Here is a 22,654-nt window from a genome sequence, read left to right on the forward strand (position 1 = left end):
CGCATTCAAAGTTAGGCTATCAATCCCCGTTGCAGTTTGAGCGGGATTTTTATAAGAAGGCTGTCTAAAAAAGTGTCCGGTTTATATTGACCATTACAGCCGCCCGCGGATTGGCAAAGCGCATCACAGGCGAATACAAGCCAGCATTTCCAACAAACCGGCAAAACTGCTCGGCTTGATCCCAGTAATCTCGCAGTCAATGCCATTGGGCAGACGAAAACGTAATGAGGTTATTCCATCGTCAGTCTTATCAGAAATAGGTACGTCAGGTGATTTAATGGCAACGCGGTGAAATACGGTGGGCGCTGGTTCTGGCTTTGCCAGACCGCGTTGCTTCAACCTGGCGTGCCAGCCATAGAAAGTATTCTCCACCAAACCTTGGCTACGCGCATAACTAGCCAAACTCAAGCCAGATTGTTGCCATCGGACATAATGGCTATGCCAAAACTGCTCTTGTTTGGTGAGCGGTTTATTTTCTGTTTTAACATGTTCTGATGCTGTTTCGGGCATGAATGTAACCCCAATTTATAAATGGGTTACTTTGCACGGTTTTAGGAATCAAAAATAGTTGCGGTTAATTGAGCGCTTACGATTATCCAGGCTTTTACCAAGGTGTTTGCATCAAATAAGTAGGGTGCGTTGTACGCACCAGAAACGTTGGTGGTTGCACAAATCTGGCGACCGTTTTTGTTGATTTCCGGTGCATTGAATGCACCCTAAATGGCTGTCTTTTCGACAAGACCAAAACAAACGGAGTTAATATTTCATAAGACGGATCAAATGTAGGCCTATGGTAGGCTGGGTTGGTAAACCCAGCTTAAGCCACATACTAGGTTTACCAACCCAGCCTACTTCCTATTCTATTGACTTAGCCAACGTCTCGGCATAACCCGTATAACTCCTGGGCGTTAGTTCTAGCAAAGCGGCTTTCGCTGCATCTGGAATTTCCAGTTTCTCTATGAATACCCTAAGTTGTTCTGGCGCTATCCGTTGACCTCGTGTCAATTCTTTTAATTTCTCATAAGGTTTTTCGATGCCATAGCGGCGCATGACGGTTTGTATGGGTTCTGCCAGGACTTCCCAGTTGGCATTGAGGTCGGCTTCTATGGCTTCTGGGTTAATCTGCAATTTTGAAATGCCTTTTAAACTGGCTTGTATGGCAATACTGGTATGGGCAATGCCTACGCCGATATTGCGGAGTACGGTGGAATCAGTCAGGTCGCGCTGCCAGCGGGAGATGGGCAGTTTCTCTGCCAAAAATGTAAACATGGCGTTGGCGAGACCTAAATTGCCTTCGGAGTTTTCAAAATCAATCGGGTTGACTTTATGCGGCATTGTGGATGAACCGACTTCTCCTGCCACGGTTTTTTGCTTGAAATAACCCAGGGAGATATAACCCCAAACATCGCGGTCGAAATCCAGTAAAATGGTATTGAACCGTAGTAAGGCATGAAAATATTCCGCCATGTAGTCATGCGGCTCGATCTGGATGGTAAAGGGATTAAACTGTAAGCCTAGTGATTCGACGAATTGTTTGGCAAATTCAGGCCAATCGACTTCAGGATAAGCGACAGCGTGGGCATTATAATTGCCGACAGCACCATTGATTTTGCCCAACAATTGCACGGCTTCCAGTTGCATTTTTTGCCGTTGCAAACGCACGGCGACATTGGCAAATTCTTTGCCTACAGTCGTTGGAGTTGCCGACTGTCCATGAGTGCGGGATAACATCGGCTGGTTTGCAAACTCCAAGGCGCATTGCTGGATGGCTGCTATGCAGGCTTGCATTTGGGCGAGCATCACGTCCCGGCCTTCCTTCAACATAAGTGCGTAAGACAGGTTGTTGATGTCTTCGGATGTGCAAGCAAAGTGGATGAACTCGCTGACTTGCTCCAATTCATCTGTACCGGCGATTTTTTCTTTCAGGAAATACTCGACCGCTTTGACATCATGATTGGTGGTTTTTTCTATGTCTTTGATCCGCTGGGCATCGGGTTCGGCAAAATGGCTTATGATGTGTTCCAAAATCTGGTTGGCGTTGTCGCTAAATGGACTGACTTCCACGATTTTGGGATGCTTCGCCAAAGCTTGCAGCCAGCGGATTTCAACCAATACACGGTAACGTATCAGGCCAAATTCGCTGAATATAGGGCGCAAATCTTCAACCTTGTTGGCGTAGCGTCCGTCAATTGGAGAAATGGCGGTTAACGTAAAGTAGCTCATGGTTTTATCCGATTGTAGTAAGTGGTAATTAGGTGTTAGCCCTAGATTCAATAATGCCGCCACCCAGGCAAATTTCGCCTTGATAAAACACCACGGATTGCCCAGGGGTTATCGCACGTTGTGGTTCGTCGAAGCTTACCTTACAGCGGTCTTCGCCCAATGGCTCAACCCGGCAAGACTGGTCTTGTTGTCGGTAACGGGTTTTTGCAGCACATTCGATAGCTTGTGTCAGCGGTTTGTTATTGCACCAGTCCAATCGGCTGGCTTCAAGGGTATTATGCAGCATCAAGGGATGGTCGTGGCCTTGGCCGACAATAAGGATGTTATTGGACAAATCCTTATCCAGCACGTACCAAGGCTCATACGGCGCGTCCTTAACGCCACCGATACCCAAGCCTTGGCGTTGCCCCAGCGTGTAATACATCAGGCCTTGATGCTTGCCGATTACCTGGCCTTCTGGCGACCGCATTTCGCCAGGTTGGGTGGGCAAATAACGCTGTAAAAATTCTTTAAATTTGCGTTCACCGATAAAGCATATCCCCGTGCTATCTTTTTTTCGGCAATTATCAAACCCTGCTTGTTGAGCCAGTTTGCGGATTTCCTGTTTATGCAAATGGCCAATCGGAAACAAGGTATGCGCCAGTTCATGTTGTTTCAGGGTGTATAGGAAATAACTTTGCTCCTTATCGGGATCAAGTCCCTTCAACAAATAATATTCGCCGTCTTTTTCGCTAACGCGCGCGTAATGTCCGGTTGCAATGTAATCAGCACCCAAATCCTGAATAGCGTAATCCAGAAACGCCTTAAACTTGACGTATTTATTGCACAGGATGTCGGGATTTGGCGTACGTCCTGTCTTGAATTCAGACAGGAAAACCTCAAACACATCATCCCAATATTCACTCGCGAAATTGACGGTTTTTAATTCGATACCGAGCTTATCGCAAACTTGCTGGGCATCGGCGAGGTCTTGCATGGCGGTACAGTATTCTGTGCCATCGTCTTCTTCCCAGTTCTTCATGAACAATCCAGTCACTTGATGACCCTGTTCAAGCAATAACAGCGCGGTGATAGAGGAATCGACTCCGCCCGACATGCCAACAACAATGTTTTTAACCATGGTCTATATCAATGAAGGACTTAAGCAATTCCAACGGATAACGCTGTCCGCTCAGGTATTCGTCCACAGCAATCGACACCAAGGGACTACGCAAGCGATGCTTTTGATCGTGAATTTCCTCACGAGTTAGCCAATGCGTAGCCACAATGCCTTCGTCTAGGGGATGATTAGGGTCATGGCTATGGCATTGCCCAGAAAAACAACATCTTAGGAAACTCGGTGCGCGTGGATTTTTACGCCAAAGCTGAATGGAAACGATCTGTTCAGGCTCAAATTGCCAACCGGTTTCTTCCAATGCTTCGCGCTTCACGGCGGCGATCAGGGTTTCATTTTCCTCAAGATGTCCGGCAGGTTGGTTGAACTGCAGGCCATTGGAGGTGTGTTCCTCAACTAGCAAAAAACGTCCATCCCGCTCAATAATAGCAGCAACCGTAACATGTGGTTTCCACACCATTAATACTATCCAGAAAGGTAAATGTACATTTTACAAGATTTACCCAGTGGGATATGCAAAGATTTGAACTAACCTTAACAAATATGTCCAATCAATCGATTTATACGATTGTGTTATTGTGCATTCATGGTACTTTGAATTTTATTGTTATAATTAGATTGAAATAAGCTATTGTCGGTACTATGTTAGTGATATGAATTTAATAACGGGTTTCTATGGCTGATTTTGAGCCTAACAAAGATGATGACCACGGCGTAGCCGTTCAATCGGCAAAGCCACAACTTAAAAAACCGCCTTTGTATAAGGTCATCTTGTTGAATGACGATTTTACGCCTATGGCGTTCGTGATTGACATATTGATGCACTTTTTCAGTATGTCTGAAGACATGGCAACACGGGTGATGTTACAAATACACACCCAGGGCATCGGCGTATGCGGCACTTATACTAAAGGCGTTGCTGAAACCAAAGTGTGCATCGTCAACGAATATTCGCGTGAAAACCAGCATCCATTGCTGTGTTCAATGGAAGAAATGTAGTGTGGAGAATGTATGTTAGGTAAAGAACTTGAAGTGACATTGAACAATGCCTTTAAAAATGCCCATGATAAACGCCATGAATTTATCACGGTGGAACATTTGTTGCTGGCGTTGCTCGACAATGCTTCCGCAGGGGCGGTTATGGTCGCTTGCGGCTGTGATATGAAATCACTTCGTGGACAACTAACACAATTCATTGATGAAACAATTTCCCTGATTCCCGAGGGTGTACAACGTGACACTCAACCTACGTTAGGCTTCCAACGAGTACTGCAACGTGCGGTATTTCACGTCCAGGCTTCTGATAAGAAAGAAGTTTCAGGCTCCAACTTATTCGTCGCCTTGTTTAGCGAGCAGGATTCCCACGCGGTTTATTTGTTGAACAAACAGGATGTTTCAAGACTGGATGTCGTCAACTACCTTGCCCACGGGATTTCAAAATTCGACCAAGATAATTCAACTGGCGAAGATCAGCCAACTGATACCAACACGCCGGATGCGGAATCTGCGGGTAGTCCCTTAGAAAAATATACGGTAAACCTGAATGAAGAGGCAGTAAAAGGCAGAATTGATCCTTTAATCGGCCGGGATTCAGAGGTTGAAAGGACGATCCAAGTACTTTGTCGGCGACGCAAAAACAACCCCTTGTTTGTGGGTGAGGCTGGTGTTGGCAAAACCGCTATCGCTGAGGGTTTGGCAAAACGAATTGTCGAAGAAAATGTGCCTGAAATCTTGATGGATAACGTTATTTATTCTTTGGATTTAGGTGCTTTGGTAGCTGGGACCAAATATCGCGGGGATTTTGAAAAACGGCTAAAAGCGTTAATCAATCAACTAAAAAGCCGCCCTGAAGCGATTTTATTTATTGATGAAATCCACACTATTATCGGAGCGGGTTCCGCTTCCGGCGGCACAATGGATGCTTCCAATTTAATCAAGCCTATGCTGGCTGCGGGACAATTGCGCTGTATTGGCTCCACTACTTACCAGGAATATCGCGGTGTTTTCGAGAAAGATCATGCCTTAGCGCGCCGCTTCCAGAAAATAGACATACTTGAACCTTCCGTTGAAGATACTGTGTTGATATTGAAAGGGTTGAAATCACGGTTTGAAGAACATCATGATGTTAAATACTCAGCAGAAGCATTGCGTTTGGCGGCGGAGTTGTCTGACCGCTACATCACTGACCGCCATCTGCCCGACAAAGCGATTGACGTGATTGATGAAGCAGGTGCAAAGCAACGCATGGCTTCCGCAACCAATCGTAAGTCTTTAATTGAAGCGGCCGAGATTGAAGAAATTGTCTCAAAAATTGCACGAGTACCCGCCAAATCGGTTTCAACGAATGACATCGATAAACTGGGCAATTTGGAGAAGAATCTCAAAATGCTGGTTTTTGGTCAGGACGAGGCGATTGCAGCACTGGCGACAGCAATAAAATTATCCCGCGCTGGACTGCGGGAATCCCAAAAAACTATCGGCTCATTCCTTTTTTCAGGCCCTACGGGTGTAGGAAAAACGGAAGTCACTCGGCAGTTAGCCAAGGTCTTAGGTATCGAACTGATCCGCTTTGATATGTCTGAATACATGGAACGGCACACGGTATCCAGGTTGATCGGCGCACCTCCAGGTTATGTCGGCTTCGACCAAGGCGGCTTATTGACGGAGCAAATCAGCAAGCATCCACATGCCGTATTGCTCTTGGATGAAATCGAAAAAGCCCATCCAGATGTTTTCAACCTGTTGTTGCAAGTGATGGATCATGGCTCACTTACCGATACCAATGGTCGTAAGGCCGATTTCCGTAACATTATTATGGTCATGACCACCAACGCTGGGGCAGAGGAAAGCAGTAGGGCATCTATCGGTTTTACTCATCAAGATCATGCTACTGACAGCATGAAAGTTATCGAGAAAGGATTTTCGCCTGAGTTCCGTAATCGGTTGGATGCGATTATCCAATTCAAACCGCTGGATATTTCTATAGTCGGACACGTCGTTGACAAGTTTATCTTCGAGCTGGAAGCCTTGCTTGCAGACAAACAAGTGACCTTGTCACTGGACGCGGAAGCTCGTTTGTGGCTGGCCGAAAACGGCTGTGACCCCAAGATGGGTGCAAGACCAATGGCGAGGCTGATCCAGGAAAAAATCAAGAAGCCACTGGCAAATGACTTATTGTTTGGCGAATTGGCACACGGGGGAAACGTCCGAATCTACCTGGAGGACAACGAACTGCGCTTTGCGATTGAAAGTAAGGAATTAACGGTTTCTGAAAATAACTGAGAGGTGTATGTTTGTTGCGATAAGAGCTTGAAATCTTAGCGCATACGGAACGAAATACGTCCTTTGGTTAAATCATAAGGGGTCATTTCAACTTTCACGCTGTCACCAGTAAGAATTCGGATGTAATGCTTACGCATCTTACCAGAGATGTGTGCGGTTACGATGTGACCGTTTTCCAACTGAACTCGAAACATGGTATTAGGCAGGGTATCAATCACCTTCCCTTCCATTTCAATTTGATCTTCTTTCGCCATTATAATTGCCCGATGTTATTAAAACGCCTATTGTAACATACCCTAATACTGAGCAATAGCAAACCAATAGCGGCGACTTAAGTTTTAACACAATTAAGGAATACACTTACGGGCGCTCTAAATAATTCGACAAACTTTGTCTCTCTTCGGGATGCCTACATGTAGGGCAACCAATACAGGACGACAAACTACTCCTGCGTTGCTGTATTCGTAATCAGCTATTGCTGAGAGGTTTGGGATAATGGATTGTTAGCGATTACTTCAGGGGATCTCTAAAAATCCCCTCCCCCTCTGGGAGAGGGCTAGGGTGAGGGTTGTAAATACTTGATTTTAAATCCCTCATCCCAACCTTCTCCCAGAGGGAGAAGGGGGTTTTTGAATTTTTAGAGATTCCCTTCAATATATAATTGTGACACTCTGGATAAATTAATTTATCGAGATAAAGCACAGAAAAGTTGTATCAGCAATTTAGTGCCAACAAACGTGCGGCGATTGTACTAATGCAGTAAGTAAGAAGATCTATAAAATATAGCTTGGTTATTTAGGAACTCATGTTACGCAAAATTCTGATCGCAAATCGAGGCGAGATAGCTGTCCGTATTATCCGTGCCTGTGCGGAAATGGGCATACGGTCAGTCGCTATTTATTCGGAAGTAGACCGTTTTGCCTTGCACGTCAAGAAGGCCGATGAGTCCTATTGCATTGGCAGCGAACCATTGGCGGGCTACCTCAATATTTATGCCTTGGTGGATTTGGCTGCAGCGACGGGTTGTGATGCCGTGCATCCAGGTTATGGTTTTTTATCTGAAAACGCCCAGTTTGCGCGTGCTTGTAAGGAACGCGGCTTGATTTTTATCGGCCCGGAAGCGGATGTCATCCAGCGCATGGGAGATAAGACCGAAGCCCGGAATGCTATGATTAACGCCGGAATTCCAGTCACGCCGGGAACAGAAAACCTTGCTTCCGTTGAAGACGCACTTACGGCTGCGGAAAAAATCGGTTATCCGATTATGCTTAAGGCTACCTCAGGCGGCGGTGGTCGTGGCATCCGACGTTGTGATAATGCCGATGACTTACAGCGCAATTATGACCGCGTTATTTCCGAAGCCACTAAGGCATTCGGCAAAGCCGAAGTTTTCATGGAAAAATGCGTCATCAATCCGCGCCATATCGAAGTGCAAGTATTGGCAGACCATCACGGCAATACCATACACTTATACGAACGCGATTGCTCCATCCAGCGCCGCAATCAAAAACTGATCGAAATTGCGCCTTCTCCGCAACTGGATGAAGCGCAACGGCAATATATCGGCGGTCTGGCAGTGCTGGCGGCTAAGGCAGTCAAATATACCAATGCCGGCACGGTCGAATTTTTGCTGGACAGCAACGACCGCTTTTATTTCATGGAAATGAATACGCGGGTGCAGGTTGAACACACCATTACCGAAACCATCACGGGTGTAGATATCGTCGAAGAGCAAATTCGAATAGCCGCCGGACTGCCCTTAGGCTGCAAGCAGGAGGACATCAGTCGCCGCGGCTACGCTATTCAGTTCCGTATCAATGCCGAAGATCCGAAGAATGGCTTTTTGCCCAGTTTCGGTCATATTTCTAGGTATTATGCACCAGGTGGCCCCGGTGTCCGTACCGATACCGCCATTTATACCGGTTACGATATCCCCCCTTATTACGATTCCATGCTGGCTAAATTGATCGTCAGTGCGACCACTTGGGAAGACACCATTAAGCGTGGGGAACGTGCCTTAAAGGATATGGGCTTGTTTGGGATTAAGACGACCATACCTTATTACTTGGAAATATTGCGCCATCCTGAATTTCGTGCCGGACGTTTTAATACCGGATTTATTGAGCAGCACCCAGAATTGGTCAATTATTCTAATAAGCCCAGGCCGGAAGTCTTGGCAAGTGTGATTGCGGCGGTGATGGCGGCGCATACGGGTTTGTAAGTTTGTTATAGCGTTAGTTGATTCCGTTCGTTCATCACCCTACACATCGCACTATCTCTGACGGCCAATAGGATAATCGTAAGCATTGGAAACTACGGTTATTTTGGGGTAGCCGGTAGGCTGAGTCGTTCGTAATTTTCCGCGCATACTCGCCGAAGTGTGTTGACACATTCGTTATAACGCCTTATCGTTATTACATCCGTAAAATTAACCGGGAATCCAGATGATTGCTTTAAAACTTACCCAAATCGGCAACTCAACGGGCGTTGTCCTACCTAAAGAAGCCCTTGAAAAACTGCGTGTCAGCAAAGGCGACGTGATTTATTTGACCGAAACGCCGGACGGCTTCCGTATAACGCCTTACGACTCAGAATTTGAGCATCAAATGACAGTTGCTAAGGAAGTGATGAAAAAACGCCGTAACGTCCTGCGCGAACTGGCTAAATGACAGAAGTTGTCTGGCTTTTGCATGAGACCGTGCTGGCTATGCACGAAGAACAACTAAGCGAACATGGTGGCGGTATCGGTGTTCGTGACCACGGGTTATTGGAATCTGCGTTGATGCGCCCACAACAATTGGCGCATTACGGCAATGCCGACATCGCACATCTGGCCGCCGCTTATGGTTTTGGTTTGGCAAAAAACCATCCTTTTATTGATGGCAACAAGCGGGTTGCCTTTGCCGTGACGGAAACATTTTTGGTGCTTAATGGCGTTATGTTGACCGCCACAGACGAAGACTGCGTAACAACCATGCTGCAATTGGCTGCAGGTGAAATTGACGAAAACCAGTTTGCAGATTGGATAAGGGGGAATGTATGACTAAAGGCGCAATAACTGAAATACCCGAAAGAGCATGAAGGCATTACTCCCGTGTACCTTAATCCGCCGCATGGTAAAGGGTTCGCCACATTCGGCGGATTACGCCGCGCCCAAACAAAAGTGGCACATCAAAACCCAACCAAGTTGCGCGGCTAATCCGCCTTACGGCCTTAAAGCATAAATAGAAAACTATAAATCTACTAAACTGACGGTTGACGTTTGATATTTTTGATAAGGGGCTGTTATGAATAAAGCTGGTGGAATAATTAGCATCATTGCTGGAATATTTGGAGTAATGGCCGCTATAGCGACACTTTTTGTTGGCGGCATGGGTTCTGCGTTTAAAGCGGACGGTGCCAATCAAATTATGGGTTTTGGTTGGGGAGGGATTGTATTTTCTTTTCTAGTCATAATTTTCGGAGCATTAGCGCTCAACAAAACGAAATACTCAGGCGCAGCAATAATCATATCTTCAATTTTTGGCGTAGTTTTGGGAGGAACTTTAGTTGCTATTTGCATGGCTTTGTCAACCATTGGTGGCATACTGACGCTTTTTGAAAAAAATGAAAATAAATCAAACTATACTGCTGCGCTCACTACTGAAAATCTCGGCGGAAAAAACAAAGTTGTCTTGGTAATTTTTGCTCTAGCAGTTGCTATTGTTGTGCTGGCTATTGTTGGGGGAAATAACAAGAATAATTCATCAAATACTACTGATGCCGCAGTCGAAAGTGATAACAAACCTAATGTTAATGATCCAACTGCCGAACTCGATAATGAGGTGCCAAGCGCTCTAAGCCCATTTGGTGAGTTAGCAGAAATATTTTCGTATGGCAGTAAAAACACCGATTTGCAGCGCGACAATAAACTAAAAGAAATAATCGGTAAGACAGTTCAGTGGCAATTGCCAGTATATGAGGTTTCTAAGAGCGGTGACGAATATAAGGTTCAAACTACGGGTACAAATGCGGTAGGGACATTCACTTACATAACGACACGAAATAACCAAGAAAAACAGATAATTGAGGCGCTTAAAACAGGCGATACAATTTCATTTAAAGGTCGTATTTATGATTCTTCAATGAGGAGTTTGCAAATAAAACCAGCAATTTTGTTTAGTCCTATCGAATCTGAACAGTTAGCCCAAGTTCCTGTAAAAACAGAATCGGAAGCTAATCAAGTCGCAGATGACCAACAAGATCAACCTGTTATCGGGGAATTACAGTCCACTGAACCAGAAATAAAAGTAACTGAAAATGATATGCAACAGTCTATTCCTACGCAGGAATCCAATGAAACACCCAATAAAAAAACAACATGGATAGGCAATTGGGGTGATGACATCGTGGCAATAGTCAATACAGAGCCATGCTCAAACCGCGATTTTTTAAAACAGGGTTACGCCTTTTTAATAACTTCTTCAATCCCGGAAGCTAGGTTGAAAAAACCTTCGGATGCCTTTTTTGTTTCAGATGGTCGGGCAACTACGGTGATTGGTTGCTGGTTCAAAAAAGAAGGCGGGTTAATCCACGTAAAGATGAAAAGGAAACATGATGGCAAAATTTGGGAAGTGGACAATAACCTCGATGATGCCGCAATTTGGACAAGTAGCTCAGAAGGGACAGAAACAAGTCAACAGGATGTCCTTGCAGAAGCAAACAAGCGTATCAATATCGTTTGGAACGGGGCGACAAAAGAAATAAGGGCGGCTCTTTTGCCGGAACAAAAAGAATGGTTAAAACAACGCGAAACTGACTGCTCTTTGAAAGCCACATCCGAGCAACCCGATAACGCCAGTGCTCAAGCGACTACCCGCACAAACTGTATGGCAACAATGACAGAAGAAAGAACAGAAATTTTGAAACAAAAATTTGCTGATATGGATTAATTTCTTCAAAATTGAATTCATCCCGTATGCCGCGCCGAGTACCGGAGGTTTTGGCGGGAATTGCCCGAAGGGGTGCGGCAGGGATGCCGCACGTTGCCGGAGGGACATGAAGTCCCTTCCTGCAACCCCCGTCAAAACTGAGGAACGCAGGAAGCAAACGGCATCCGGGGGTCATTTCTTTTGGATACTTTTCTTTGGACAAGCAAAGAAAAGTATCCCGCTTGCCAGTACAGGAACTGGCATTTAATTAATCTTCGCGGTAGCGACACATTAAAATAAACTATCAAACCCCGTTCGTCCTGAGCTTGTCGAAGGACAGGTTCATAAGTGTTCATGGTTCGACAAGCTCACCACGAACGGCTTTATTTAACCATCCTTAAGTATCTGGATTTCGGCAAGCTCAGTACCCACAGGGCATAAAGACGGACGTAATCAAATTACAAACCATCATCCCACCCCAATCCCCCTCACTTCGGTTAAAATAACCCCATATTAAAGAAACCCAATTAAGTAAATGCCTAACCAACAAGTTAAGATCACCGACGTAATCCTGCGTGATGCCCACCAATCCCTAATCGCCACCCGCTTACGCACGGAAGATATGCTGCCGGGTTGTGCCATGCTCGACGACATCGGCTATTGGTCGCTGGAATGCTGGGGCGGCGCGACGTTTGATGCCTGCTTAAGGTTCCTGAAGGAAGATCCTTGGGAACGCTTAAGCAAGCTCAAGGCCGCTTTGCCAAAAACCCGTTTGCAAATGCTGGTGCGTGGGCAAAACCTATTAGGTTATCGGCATTATTCTGATGATGTGGTGCGTGCTTTTATCCATAAAGCCGCAGAAAACGGCATGGATGTGTTCCGTATTTTCGATGCCCTGAACGATGTCCGCAATTTACGGACGGCTATCGAAGCAACTAAAGCAAGCGGCAAACATGCTCAAGGCACGATCTGCTATACCACTAGCCCCGTTCATGATGTGCAAAGTTTTGTCACGTTAGGTAAGGAATTGGCGAAACTGGGTTGTGATTCCATCGCCATTAAGGATATGGCGGGCTTGCTTACCCCTTATGCCACCAGCGAGTTGGTCAAGGCCTTAAAAGACGCGGTCGATTTGCCCTTGCACTTACACTGTCATGCAACGTCAGGCTTAGCCGAAATGTGTCAGTTGAAGGCGATAGAAGCAGGATGCCAGCATATTGATACGGCGTTGTCGTCCTGGTCGGGCGGCACCAGCCATCCACCAACGGAAGCACAGGTGATAGCGCTAAAAGGCACCGAGTTCGACACTGGCCTGGATTTGGATAAGTTACAGGTGGCAAACCACTATTTCGCCGAGGTCAGGAAAAAATACCGCCGTTTTGAAAGCGAATTTACCGGCATAGATACGCAAGTGCATGTGTTTCAAGTTCCCGGCGGGATGATTTCCAACTTGGCAAACCAGCTAAAGGAGCGCAATGCCCTGGATCGCATTGGCGAGGTTTATAAAGAAATCCCCGAAGTCCGCAAAGATTTGGGTTATCCGCCCTTGGTTACACCGACATCACAGATTGTCGGCACACAAGCTGTGCTCAACGTGTTGACAGGCAAACGCTATGAAACCATCACCAATGAGGTGAAACGCTATCTGCAAGGCGGCTATGGCAAAGCACCTGCGCCTGTGAGCGCGGCGTTGCAGAAAAAAGCCATTGGTAAAGAAGACGTGATGGATTGCCGCCCCGCTGATTTAATCAAGCCGGAATTGGATAAGTTACGCCAGGAAATCGGTGAGCTGGCAAAAACGGATGAAGATGTGTTGAGTTACGCGATGTTCCCCGAAGTCGGTAAGTTATTTCTGGAACAACGCGCAACCGGAAACTTAGTGCCGGAACCATTAGTGATTGAATCCAGGGCGGACGACCACATCAAAAAAGCGCCCACCGAATTTAATGTCGCCCTACATGGCGAAAGTTATCACGTCAAAGTCACGGGTGCAGGCCCGAAAAACCAGTCGCTTAGGCATTTCTACTTCATGGTCGATGGTGTGCCAGAAGAAATCGTCGTCGAAACGCTGGATGAAATCGTGTTGGAAGGCGGTACCCAAGGCGCAGTGAAAGGCACTATATCCAGCAAGCGCCGCAAGCCCACCGCACCCGGCGATGTCGTCGTCAGTATGCCTTGCAACGTACTGGAAGTGCTGGTTAAAGTAGGGCAATCGGTAGCAGCTGGTCAAGCAGTCATGATTACCGAGGCGATGAAAATGGAAACCGAGATTACCGCACCCATTGGCGGCGTGGTGAAAGCCGTGCATGTTGTCAAGGGCGAGCCGGCGAATCCTGATGAGGTGTTGGTTGAAATCGACCCGCTGGTCTAATTGTCCTCAGCAAAATGAAACCCGTAACCGCAGATCAAGCGGCAATCAACCAAGCAGCCGATTTATTACGGCAAGGTCGTCTCGTCGCACTCCCGACTGAAACGGTTTATGGCTTAGGCGCAGATGCCAAAAACCCAGAAGCAGTAAAGCGGATTTTTGCCGCCAAAGGCCGTCCTGCCGATCATCCTTTGATTGTCCATATTCCTGATAAGGCCGCCCTTACCGATTGGGCAATTGAAATTCCTGAGATTGCTTGGAAACTTGCGGAACGTTTCTGGCCTGGGCCGTTGACCATCGTGCTAAAAAAGCACCCTGATGTGCCGATGGAAGTTACGGGCGGACAAAATACGGTGGCCTTGCGCGTACCTAATCATCCGGTGGTTTTGGCAGTATTAACAGAATTTGGTGGTGGGATTGCTGCGCCATCAGCAAACCGATTTTGTCGGATAAGTCCCACCCAAGCCAGTCATGTTGAAGAGGAATTGGGCGATAAAGTCGATATGATTCTGGACGGCGGTGCATGTGAAGTAGGTTTGGAATCGACGATTGTGGATTTAAGTGGTGATCAGCCTCGTTTGCTCAGGCCAGGGCAATTGAGCAAAACTGAGATCGAAGCCGTCCTCGGCTCGGCGTTAATCGTTCCCGAAGCAGACGAAGAAATTCATGTGCCTGGCAGAAAAGATGTGCATTATTCACCCAAAACCCAGGCGTTTCTGTGTACGCCAGAGCAAGTGCAAGTGATTTTGCGAGGTAATGTCTTGCAGCATCGGCATAAAATGGGCATTTTGAGTTATGCTACCGAAATCAACTCAAATTTATTTGATTACGTTATTCAAATGCCTAAAAACGTAAACGATTACGGACACTTACTTTATAGTAAACTACGCGAATTAGACCATGCTGAATTGGATTTGATATTAGTGGAACAACCGCCTCAAACCGAAGTTTGGTTAGCAGTCAATAACCGTTTGCAGAAAGCGGCAAAACAATATTTAGAAGATTTCCAATCAAGACTTACAGACAAGTGATTGACAAGTATTGTCGCTGAATGAAACCTAACAATGAACCATTCATTTGAAAAGGCTACATGAAGAAATTAAGCGTAAATAAGTTTCGGGTAATGGTTTTTGAAAAATTGATGGGCTTTGCGAGTGCTTTGCAAAATATACCGGCAAAAATCACCCCACCGCCATTCAGGCTCATGCAGATTGGTTCACAGTTCTGGCAGTCACGCGCGTTATATGTAGTAACGAAACTCGGTGTCGCCGATACGATTGGGGACAGACAAAAAAGCACAAAAGAAATTGCCGCAGAATTACATTTGCATGAGGATCATCTCTATAGGTTACTGCGGATGTTGGGGGCAATGGGTATTTTCGATGAAGTTTCACCGCGCGTTTTCAAAAATTCCAAAACATCCGCTTTTCTACGGATAGATAACCCGAAAAATGTACGTGCAATGATCCTCATGCACAATTCTCCCGAAATGACCCGGCCTTGGATGGAATCGTTAGAGGAAAGTCTACGTGATGGCGACATACCTTTTGCAAAAGTGCATGGTGTTGATCTTTTTACCTATATGGATCAAAGCCCATACTTTGATTTATTGTTTTCTCAAGCAATGGATACCGTGGAAAATCTTACTGGAACTACGTTTCTGGAGGATTTCAACTGGGGGGCTTTTGACCGTATTATTGATGTTGGTGGCTCCAAAGGCAGCAAATCGATTGCAATCCTAAAATCTTTTCCAAGTCTTCGGTCAGAGGTGTTTGACAGGCCACAAATTATCGAAACAGCAAAAACATATTGGAGCGGAAAAGTCCCCGATGAATTGCTGGCACGTATTGATTTTCAACCCGGCAATATGTTTGAGAGCCTACCAATAGCACTATCAGATAGAGACCTCTACGTGTTCTCAGCCATATTTCATGGCTTGAATGACGAAGAATCCAAAAAGGTACTCAGTAACCTGAAGTCAGCTATTGGCTCGAAAAGTCCTTACGTACTGATTGCCGATTCAGTTGCTGAGGAAATGCACATCAATTCAACAGTCGCTGCTTTCGACATGCAGATGTTAGTCGGAACTAAAGGTCGTGAACGTACCCTGGGCGAATGGAAGATGCTGCTTGAAAATTCTGGGTTCGAAATCGTAGATGTAATGGATGTCAGAACTTTTGCAAAGTTCATCGTTGCCAAGCCGCGTCAGTCGAACCAACATGCCTAATCAGATATTGATGTCGTCGATAAGCTGGTTTTGAACAAATATCAACTAAGGAATTGTAAATTTTGACTAATAAAATCATCCGCATCGCCACCCGCAAAAGCCCACTCGCCTTATGGCAAGCTGAGCATGTTGCGGCATTGCTTGAAAATAACTTCCCTGGTGTAACAACCGAACTGGTAAAAATGACCACCCAAGGCGACAAAATCCTGGACGCGCCACTGGCCAAAATCGGCGGCAAGGGATTGTTTGTAAAGGAATTGGAGGTCGGCATGTTGGAAGGGGCGGCGGATATTGCCGTGCATTCCATGAAAGATGTGCCTGTGGAGTTTCCAGAAGGTTTGCATTTAGGGGCGATATTAAGTAGGGAGGACCCTACGGATGCCTTTGTTTCTAATCATTATCCTTCATTAACGGATTTACCCCCCAACGCCAGAATAGGTACGTCCAGTTTGCGTAGGCAGTGCCAAATCAAAGCGTTATACCCCAACGCGGAAATTTTGACCTTACGGGGCAACGTCAATACACGCTTAGCTAAGCTGGATGCAGGTGAGTACGATGCCATTATTTTGGCATCTGCTGGTTTGAAACGGTTGGGTTTTGCAGAACGTATAGCCCAATGCCTTGATACTAAACTAAGTTTACCCGCCATTGGCCAAGGCGCGATTGGTATTGAATGCCGAGTTGATGACAAAGAACTCAATGACATGTTGATCAAATTGCACGATAACGCAACAGGTATTTGTGTGCGGGCAGAACGGGCAATGAATGCGAGGTTAAGCGGTGGCTGCCAAGTTCCTATTGCAGGCTTTGCCGAAATACACGATAACCAGCTCTTCATGCGCGGTTTAGTTGGCAGTCCAGATGGGTGCGTGACTTATCGAAGTGAATGCAGTGGCAAGCCAGAGCAAGCAGAATCAATCGGCAAAAAAATTGCCGAAGATCTTTTGGCGCAAGGTGCGGACAAGATATTGCAGGCACTTCATTTGTGAGCAATGCCTTAAACGGGGCTCATGTCTTGGTCACCCGGCCCATCCATCAGGCAGAACATCTAAGTAGCATGATCGAGCAACAGGGCGGGGTTGCCGTGAGTTTTCCTACTTTGCAAATCGTGGGTCTTGAAAACCAAGCAGATAATCTGGCAACGGCAACCAATTCATTATTCCAATTGTCGAATTGCCAGTGGCTTATTTTTACCAGTGTTAATGCAGTAAATTTTGCGCTTAAAGCGAATGGTGGCAAAATAGCGCAGTTAAAGACAACGCGAATTGCAGCAATTGGCAAAGCAACCGCTAGAGAACTGGAATCGGCTGGCTTACACGTCAGTTTGATCCCAGAAAACGGCTATGACAGCGAATCGTTATTAGCTATGCCGCAAATGCAGCAGGTAAATGGTCAAACCGTCTTAATTGTTCGAGGACAAGGCGGACGCGAAGAACTGGCGAATGTGCTTCGTAGCAAAGGTGCGAAAGTCGGTTATTGGGAAGTCTATAGACGAATTTTGCCCGATATTGATAGTGCCGAAGTGGTCAGCTTGCTTGAGTATTGCAAACTGGATGTGATTGTAGTCACCAGTTGCGAGACCTTACAGAATTTACTGACCATGTTGGGCGAAAGCTACAACAAGATACTGATAATGATTCCACTTGTAGTCATTAGCGAAAGAATAAGGCGATTAGCTGTTGAGATAGGATTTACGCATATAGCCGTGGCTGAAAGTCCATCAGACCCAGCAATTGTTAACACAATATGTGCATTAATAAACGAGCGCGGTAAAAACGGGGAATAGAGTGGCAGAAGAATTGATTGAGCAACCAAAACCAAAGCAAGAACCCGTCATCAGCCCAAATGACGGCAAACCGAGGTCAGCACCTCGGTCAAGTGGTGGGCTTTTGTTTATCATTATCGTTTTATTCCTTATTTTAGGGTTGGCGGCCGCAGGGTTTTATTTTTTTACCCAACTACGCGATAAGCAAGAAGGCTTAGGCGGCGAAGTCAAAAGTGAGCTGACCCGCCAAATCAACGATTATCAAGGCCAACTGACTGCCATACAATCGCAAGTGGCTGCTTTACAATCCGAACTTGCCGGAAAAGAGGAACACTTCAACAAAACGATAGCCGACTTTTCTGGTCTTCATAACCAGAAAGAGGAAGCGACACGTAAAGAACTCAACGATAAAGTCCTACAAGTACAACGGCAACTGGGCAAAACCAGAGGTGATTGGTTAATTGCAGATGCTGAATATTTGCTTAGCGTTGCCAATGAAAGGCTCCACTTAGTTGGCGATATAAATACCACGCGCGCCGCCCTTGAAGCCGCCGACCAGCGTTTGCGCGAAAGCGGCGATACTGGCACCATCACGATCCGTGAACAGATAGCCAAAGAAATCTCACAGCTTCAAGGTGTCAAAGTACCTGATGTGGTGGGGCTTTACGTTTCCATACAGACCTTGGAAAGCGATATTGCCAAACTGACTTTAGTGCTGCCTTATTCCGGCAAACCATTAACAGCACCTGGAGAGTCGTCTGATCCTAGTGCAGTCCATGAGGATTCCAATGATTTGCTCAATTCTGCAATTCAAGAACTGGAAGGCATCGTCACCATCAAGCATTCCGATAAACCTATCAAGGAAATACTGACTCAAGAACAAGCAGAATTCATTCGAGAACAGCTTAAGATCAAGTTGGAAGTTGTGAAAATCGCACTCGTACAACAAAATGATGCCTTGTTTCAAGCCAGTTTGGCGGATATAAAAACAGCTATTAATCAACATTTTACTAATAATGATGATGGTAAACGGTTCATAAATGAATTATCACAATTACAAGCTATTAAATTACGTAGCCAATTGCCTGACATTAGTCTGTCATTAAAAATGCTCCGTGACGTGACTAAACTAAGAATCGAAAATGATAAAGCCTTGACTACCGATGAAATAAGATCGGAGCAAGCAGAAAATCCAAAAGCCCCAGTAGCTTCTACCGAATCAACGATCAAGCCAACTGAATCAACAAATCCTGCTGACAAAAGTCCGCCAGCCGAAGCTGCTAAGCCGAAGCAGGGAAAGTGAGCACATAATGAAAAATTGGCTTTTTTTCTTTAGTTCACTGTTTATTACCCTAGTAACAGTATTTCTTGTCGGTAAGTGGCTGGGGACGTTTGAAAATCCCGGTTATGTGCTGATTGGAATTGGCACTTGGTCAATGGAAACGTCGCTTATCGCTTTTCTGGTCGGCTTGATTGTCACTTTTTATATACTTTACCTGTTGTTTAGATTTCTGGGATGGTTAATAAGGCTACCCTGGCAAGTAAAAAACCGTAGTAAAAACATAAAATTTAACCGCTCGCAAGATGCCTTGATCGCAGGCCTGATGGGGTCGGCAGAAGGTAAGTGGGAACAAGCGGAAAAAGTTCTTGTTAAACATGCGTCAAATAGTGGTGCGCCTTTAATCCATTATTTGACCGCCGCCAAAGCGGCACAATCGCGTGGTGCTTACGACAAGCGGGATGAATATCTAAAGAAAGCGGCAACCCATGCGCCGGGTTCAGATGTGGCGATTGGGTTGACCCAAGCAGAACTGCATTTTTCGGCAAACCAGTTTGAACAGGCCTTAGAAACACTGACGAAACTACACTCAATGGACGCCACCCATGCCAGCGTGCTCAAGCTTTTGCACCAAACCTACCAACATTTAGGTGACTGGCAAGGTTTACGTAAATTGCTACCTACTTTAAATAAAAACAAGATCCTGATGGAAACCGAGATAAAAAAGCTGGAAATCGACGCTTTTGGTGGTCTATTGAAGCAAACCATTAAACAGGGCAACACCGATGAAATGCGCTTGTTGTGGACTGAAATACCTAGCCATATCAAAAAGAACCCTGATGTCGCCGCAGTTTATTTCGCTGGCATGATTAATGGCGGTTTGGGGGCTGAGATCGAAAATGAATTAATTGATACCTTGACCATTAATTGGGATGAAACATTGTTGCTTCTATTTGGCAGCTTACAATCGAAAGATGTTTTCAAACAGTTGGAGATTGCTGAGACTTGGCTATCCCACCATAAAAATGATGGTTTATTACTGACCATTCTCGGCAAGTTAGGTCTTGTATGTAAGGATTACACAAAAGCTGAAGATTACCTCACGAAAAGTATTGCCCTTGATCCCAGTGTTCAGGCGTATCGTTTATTAGGCGACTTATTTACGACACAAGGCGAGGAACATAAGTCTAACAAGTGTTATAAGCAGGGATTAGAGCTTGCATCCAGTGGTGTTGTCAGTCAAGTTGATGCTGTATTAGAGGTATAGTTTACTGCGAGAAGAATTGATGGCTATAAATTTTATTTTTGTTACCTATTCTATAAATAATATAGTTAAGGGGATCTCTACCCCCCCCCTCACCCTCTGGAAGAGGGTGAGGGTGAGGGTTATGTTTGATTTTAAATCCCTCATCCCAACCTTCTCCCAGAGGGAGAAGGAGTTTTTTGAATTTTTAGAGATCCCTTAAAGTATTTAACCATTTTCATACCACGCTACATATACGAACCAACTTATAGCACCCAATTAAAACGGAAGTAATGATCCGGTTGTCTGCTTTTCTACTACGACTGTCAATAAGTCAATAACTTTAAAGGCTCTCCCATGAATTTATTTATTAGAAACCATAAAAAGTTTAATTCCATACTGTTAGCTTTGTTATTACTATCAACAGTGTTTTGTGTTGAATCAGCTTGGGCGCTTGCGCGGCTACCAAAATTTGGCTCTTATGCAATACCGATTACGCAGCAAACCAAGTTTTTAAGACGGACAGACGCCTATGATTATTGGAAGCTTAGCCAGTTCTACCTGCCGCAGCAGACTTCCAGTGCTTGTGGACTGGCTTCAACCGCTATGGCTTTAAATTTTCTATTGAGTGTGCCAAAATTTTCAGATCAAACCTTGATTACACAGTCCGCTTTGCTGGAAACTGTTTTTATAGATGGAGTTGGTGACAAAGTGGCAGAGGGCGGCGATGGCCTCAAGTTTAACGAAATGGTGACGTTGGTTAAGAAGAGTCTAGATTTTTATAAGCTTAAAAATTACACAATTGAGGTCATTCGTCCAGCAAACACTCTTGAAGGTCTTGCGCTAATTAAACGGGTGTTAGCTGCGAATGAGAGATCCCCTAACGATTTGGTGCTTGCCTATTTTAATCAAGGCGTATTAACCAGCGACTGGGATGGCCCACATATTTCTCCTATTGGTGCATATAACAAGCATAATCATCAAGTGTTAATTATGGATGTAGATAGAGAATGGTATCCACCATATTGGTCTCCAGTGAGTAAATTGCTAGAAGCTCTGTTGCGTCCAGCACCGACCGATCAAGGAACGTTGGCAGGGGAAACGGGTGGGCTATTGTGGATCAAGCGTAAATATTGAGCGTATAGGCTTACTTTTTAAGCAATCTGCATAACACCTGCGGTCATGATGGCAACAAGAACCAGTTTAGTACGCAATTGATATCGCGCTTCTTCATTACCAAAGCGGTGGTTAAAAGAAAGCAACAGGATCGTCAACAGAAAAGTATAACCAGGAACCGTAGTTTCCATAGCTGCCGCTAAAGAGGGAGAGCCTAAATCGATAGCCCGCTGGCTCATATACAAAGCAACCAAATTCGCCATCTCAATACATAGAAAGAAAGGTGCTAGAGACTTTAGTTTAGGAATATTTTTACTGAACGCCTTACGAACACTGGGAACTACCAAAAGCGGTAATACGCCGCTTAGAACAACACCCAAAATGATGAACATGAAGCACATTAAAAAAGCACTATGCACAAATACGTATTTCTCAATTAATATGGCGGATACTTGAACGGTGGATGCCATTAACATCAAAAATATCGAATTCCAATTCCCGTGTCGAGAAATATCTATAAGACAAAAGCAGATGGATGCAAGCACCAACACACCAATCGTGATGTAGTGCCATGGCTGTAAAACGTCACCCATCAAGAAATAACTAACTAACGGCAATAGCGTGGGGGTGAAATTTCCGTACGCCGCAACGATGCCCGCTTCAGTTTTTTCCAGCGCCTGAAAATAAAATCCTTGTCCTAACTGGATTAGCCCACCAGAGAGTAAAGCTAAAGCAATGATGTGCCAACTAGGTAACCGCCAGTCCATGTATAGCAAAATAAATGGAAAGAACAAAGCTATAACTGCCGTCGCCAGAGAACTCGTGATAACCCCCATCCAGGGTCGATCAAATACATTTCCGACACAATGGCTGTCGAGAATGTGAACCAATGCCCAGAAAGGAGGGCCGAGGAGTGCATAAAAAAGCCACATCGATTTTAATTCCTTATGTCTAAATCTAATGGGTTGTACGATAGGCGGCGTACTCCGTAATGACCCTATTCATATTTTACAAAATAGCTAAATAGGTTGAGACCTTTGCACAAACAGCAGAAACTCCGGCTGACTGGTCAAAAGCCGATTTTTTTGAATTGGCATTCACCTTAATGGGCGGTATTCGGCTGAAAT

Annotated in this window: 22 protein-coding genes; 16 read left to right on the top strand and 6 right to left on the bottom strand. The window is 45.4% G+C overall.

The window, feature by feature from the left end; genetic code table 11:
• Positions 1-123 precede the first annotated feature (123 nt).
• The 4 genes from ABL924_RS12685 to ABL924_RS12700 form a co-directional block, all read right to left on the bottom strand.
• A complete protein-coding gene (locus ABL924_RS12685) occupies positions 124-510 on the bottom strand; it encodes a hypothetical protein (RefSeq protein WP_349027460.1) in 387 nt (128 codons plus the stop codon).
• 345 nt (positions 511-855) lie between these two features.
• Positions 856-2,223, bottom strand: a complete 1,368-nt coding sequence (gene purB / locus ABL924_RS12690) for an adenylosuccinate lyase (protein ID WP_349027461.1) — start codon at positions 2,221-2,223, stop codon at positions 856-858.
• Between the two features lie 28 nt (positions 2,224-2,251).
• On the bottom strand, positions 2,252-3,343 hold the full coding sequence (mnmA, locus tag ABL924_RS12695; RefSeq protein WP_349027462.1) for a tRNA 2-thiouridine(34) synthase MnmA: 1,092 nt from the start codon (positions 3,341-3,343) through the stop codon (positions 2,252-2,254).
• On the bottom strand, positions 3,336-3,797 hold the full coding sequence (locus tag ABL924_RS12700; protein WP_349027463.1) for an NUDIX hydrolase: 462 nt from the start codon (positions 3,795-3,797) through the stop codon (positions 3,336-3,338). Before ABL924_RS12700 ends, mnmA begins: the two co-directional genes overlap by 8 nt.
• Before the next feature lie 215 nt (positions 3,798-4,012).
• Here ABL924_RS12700 and clpS point away from each other — a divergent pair, with 215 nt between their 5' ends.
• Both clpS and clpA read left to right on the top strand, forming a co-directional pair.
• Entirely contained in the window at positions 4,013-4,336 is a 324-nt protein-coding gene (gene clpS, locus ABL924_RS12705) for an ATP-dependent Clp protease adapter ClpS (RefSeq protein WP_349027464.1), read from the top strand.
• Between the two features lie 12 nt (positions 4,337-4,348).
• On the top strand, positions 4,349-6,619 hold the full coding sequence (gene clpA / locus ABL924_RS12710; protein ID WP_349027465.1) for an ATP-dependent Clp protease ATP-binding subunit ClpA: 2,271 nt from the start codon (positions 4,349-4,351) through the stop codon (positions 6,617-6,619).
• 35 nt (positions 6,620-6,654) lie between these two features.
• On the opposite strand, the gene infA is transcribed toward clpA, so the two are convergent.
• Positions 6,655-6,873, bottom strand: coding sequence for a translation initiation factor IF-1 (infA, locus tag ABL924_RS12715; protein ID WP_023494599.1), 219 nt, complete (start codon positions 6,871-6,873; stop codon positions 6,655-6,657).
• A 551-nt stretch (positions 6,874-7,424) separates the two neighbouring features.
• On the opposite strand from infA, the gene ABL924_RS12720 reads away from it, so the two are divergent.
• The 14 genes from ABL924_RS12720 to ABL924_RS12785 all read left to right on the top strand — a co-directional run bounded on the left by ABL924_RS12720 (position 7,425) and on the right by ABL924_RS12785 (position 21,548).
• Entirely contained in the window at positions 7,425-8,840 is a 1,416-nt protein-coding gene (locus tag ABL924_RS12720) for an acetyl-CoA carboxylase biotin carboxylase subunit (protein WP_349027466.1), read from the top strand.
• A 223-nt stretch (positions 8,841-9,063) separates the two neighbouring features.
• Positions 9,064-9,288, top strand: a complete 225-nt coding sequence (locus ABL924_RS12725) for an AbrB/MazE/SpoVT family DNA-binding domain-containing protein (RefSeq protein WP_349027467.1) — start codon at positions 9,064-9,066, stop codon at positions 9,286-9,288.
• A complete protein-coding gene (locus ABL924_RS12730; RefSeq protein ID WP_349027468.1) occupies positions 9,285-9,662 on the top strand; it encodes a type II toxin-antitoxin system death-on-curing family toxin in 378 nt (125 codons plus the stop codon). The genes ABL924_RS12725 and ABL924_RS12730 overlap by 4 nt, the downstream gene beginning before the upstream one ends.
• 34 nt (positions 9,663-9,696) lie before the next feature.
• Entirely contained in the window at positions 9,697-9,843 is a 147-nt protein-coding gene (locus ABL924_RS12735; protein WP_349027469.1) for a hypothetical protein, read from the top strand.
• A 63-nt stretch (positions 9,844-9,906) separates the two neighbouring features.
• Positions 9,907-11,550 carry a lysozyme inhibitor LprI family protein gene (locus tag ABL924_RS12740; RefSeq protein ID WP_349027470.1) on the top strand — a complete coding sequence of 548 codons (1,644 nt, stop codon included), beginning with the start codon at positions 9,907-9,909 and terminating at the stop codon, positions 11,548-11,550.
• A 514-nt stretch (positions 11,551-12,064) separates the two neighbouring features.
• On the top strand, positions 12,065-13,900 hold the full coding sequence (oadA, locus tag ABL924_RS12745) for a sodium-extruding oxaloacetate decarboxylase subunit alpha (protein ID WP_349027471.1): 1,836 nt from the start codon (positions 12,065-12,067) through the stop codon (positions 13,898-13,900).
• Positions 13,901-13,914: 14 nt separating this feature from the next.
• Entirely contained in the window at positions 13,915-14,928 is a 1,014-nt protein-coding gene (locus tag ABL924_RS12750; RefSeq protein ID WP_349027472.1) for an L-threonylcarbamoyladenylate synthase, read from the top strand.
• Between the two features lie 59 nt (positions 14,929-14,987).
• A complete protein-coding gene (locus ABL924_RS12755; protein ID WP_349027473.1) occupies positions 14,988-16,124 on the top strand; it encodes a methyltransferase in 1,137 nt (378 codons plus the stop codon).
• 62 nt (positions 16,125-16,186) lie between these two features.
• Positions 16,187-17,113: a hydroxymethylbilane synthase gene (gene hemC, locus ABL924_RS12760; RefSeq protein WP_349027474.1), complete on the top strand. Its 927-nt coding sequence runs from the start codon at positions 16,187-16,189 to the stop codon at positions 17,111-17,113.
• Positions 17,110-17,910, top strand: a complete 801-nt coding sequence (locus ABL924_RS12765) for a uroporphyrinogen-III synthase (protein ID WP_349027475.1) — start codon at positions 17,110-17,112, stop codon at positions 17,908-17,910. The genes hemC and ABL924_RS12765 overlap by 4 nt, the downstream gene beginning before the upstream one ends.
• A gap of 1 nt (position 17,911) precedes the next feature.
• Positions 17,912-19,192 carry a uroporphyrinogen-III C-methyltransferase gene (locus ABL924_RS12770; RefSeq protein WP_349027476.1) on the top strand — a complete coding sequence of 427 codons (1,281 nt, stop codon included), beginning with the start codon at positions 17,912-17,914 and terminating at the stop codon, positions 19,190-19,192.
• 7 nt (positions 19,193-19,199) lie between these two features.
• On the top strand, positions 19,200-20,435 hold the full coding sequence (locus tag ABL924_RS12775; RefSeq protein WP_349027477.1) for a heme biosynthesis HemY N-terminal domain-containing protein: 1,236 nt from the start codon (positions 19,200-19,202) through the stop codon (positions 20,433-20,435).
• 19 nt (positions 20,436-20,454) lie between these two features.
• Positions 20,455-20,634, top strand: a complete 180-nt coding sequence (locus ABL924_RS12780) for a hypothetical protein (protein WP_349027478.1) — start codon at positions 20,455-20,457, stop codon at positions 20,632-20,634.
• Between the two features lie 134 nt (positions 20,635-20,768).
• On the top strand, positions 20,769-21,548 hold the full coding sequence (locus tag ABL924_RS12785) for a phytochelatin synthase family protein (protein WP_349027479.1): 780 nt from the start codon (positions 20,769-20,771) through the stop codon (positions 21,546-21,548).
• Between the two features lie 17 nt (positions 21,549-21,565).
• Here the strand turns inward: ABL924_RS12785 and ABL924_RS12790 are convergent, their stop codons facing one another.
• Positions 21,566-22,459, bottom strand: coding sequence for an EamA family transporter (locus ABL924_RS12790; protein ID WP_349027480.1), 894 nt, complete (start codon positions 22,457-22,459; stop codon positions 21,566-21,568).
• Positions 22,460-22,654 lie beyond the last annotated feature (195 nt).

It is taken from the genome of Methyloglobulus sp. (assembly GCF_040079455.1).
GTDB lineage: Bacteria > Pseudomonadota > Gammaproteobacteria > Methylococcales > Methylomonadaceae > Methyloglobulus.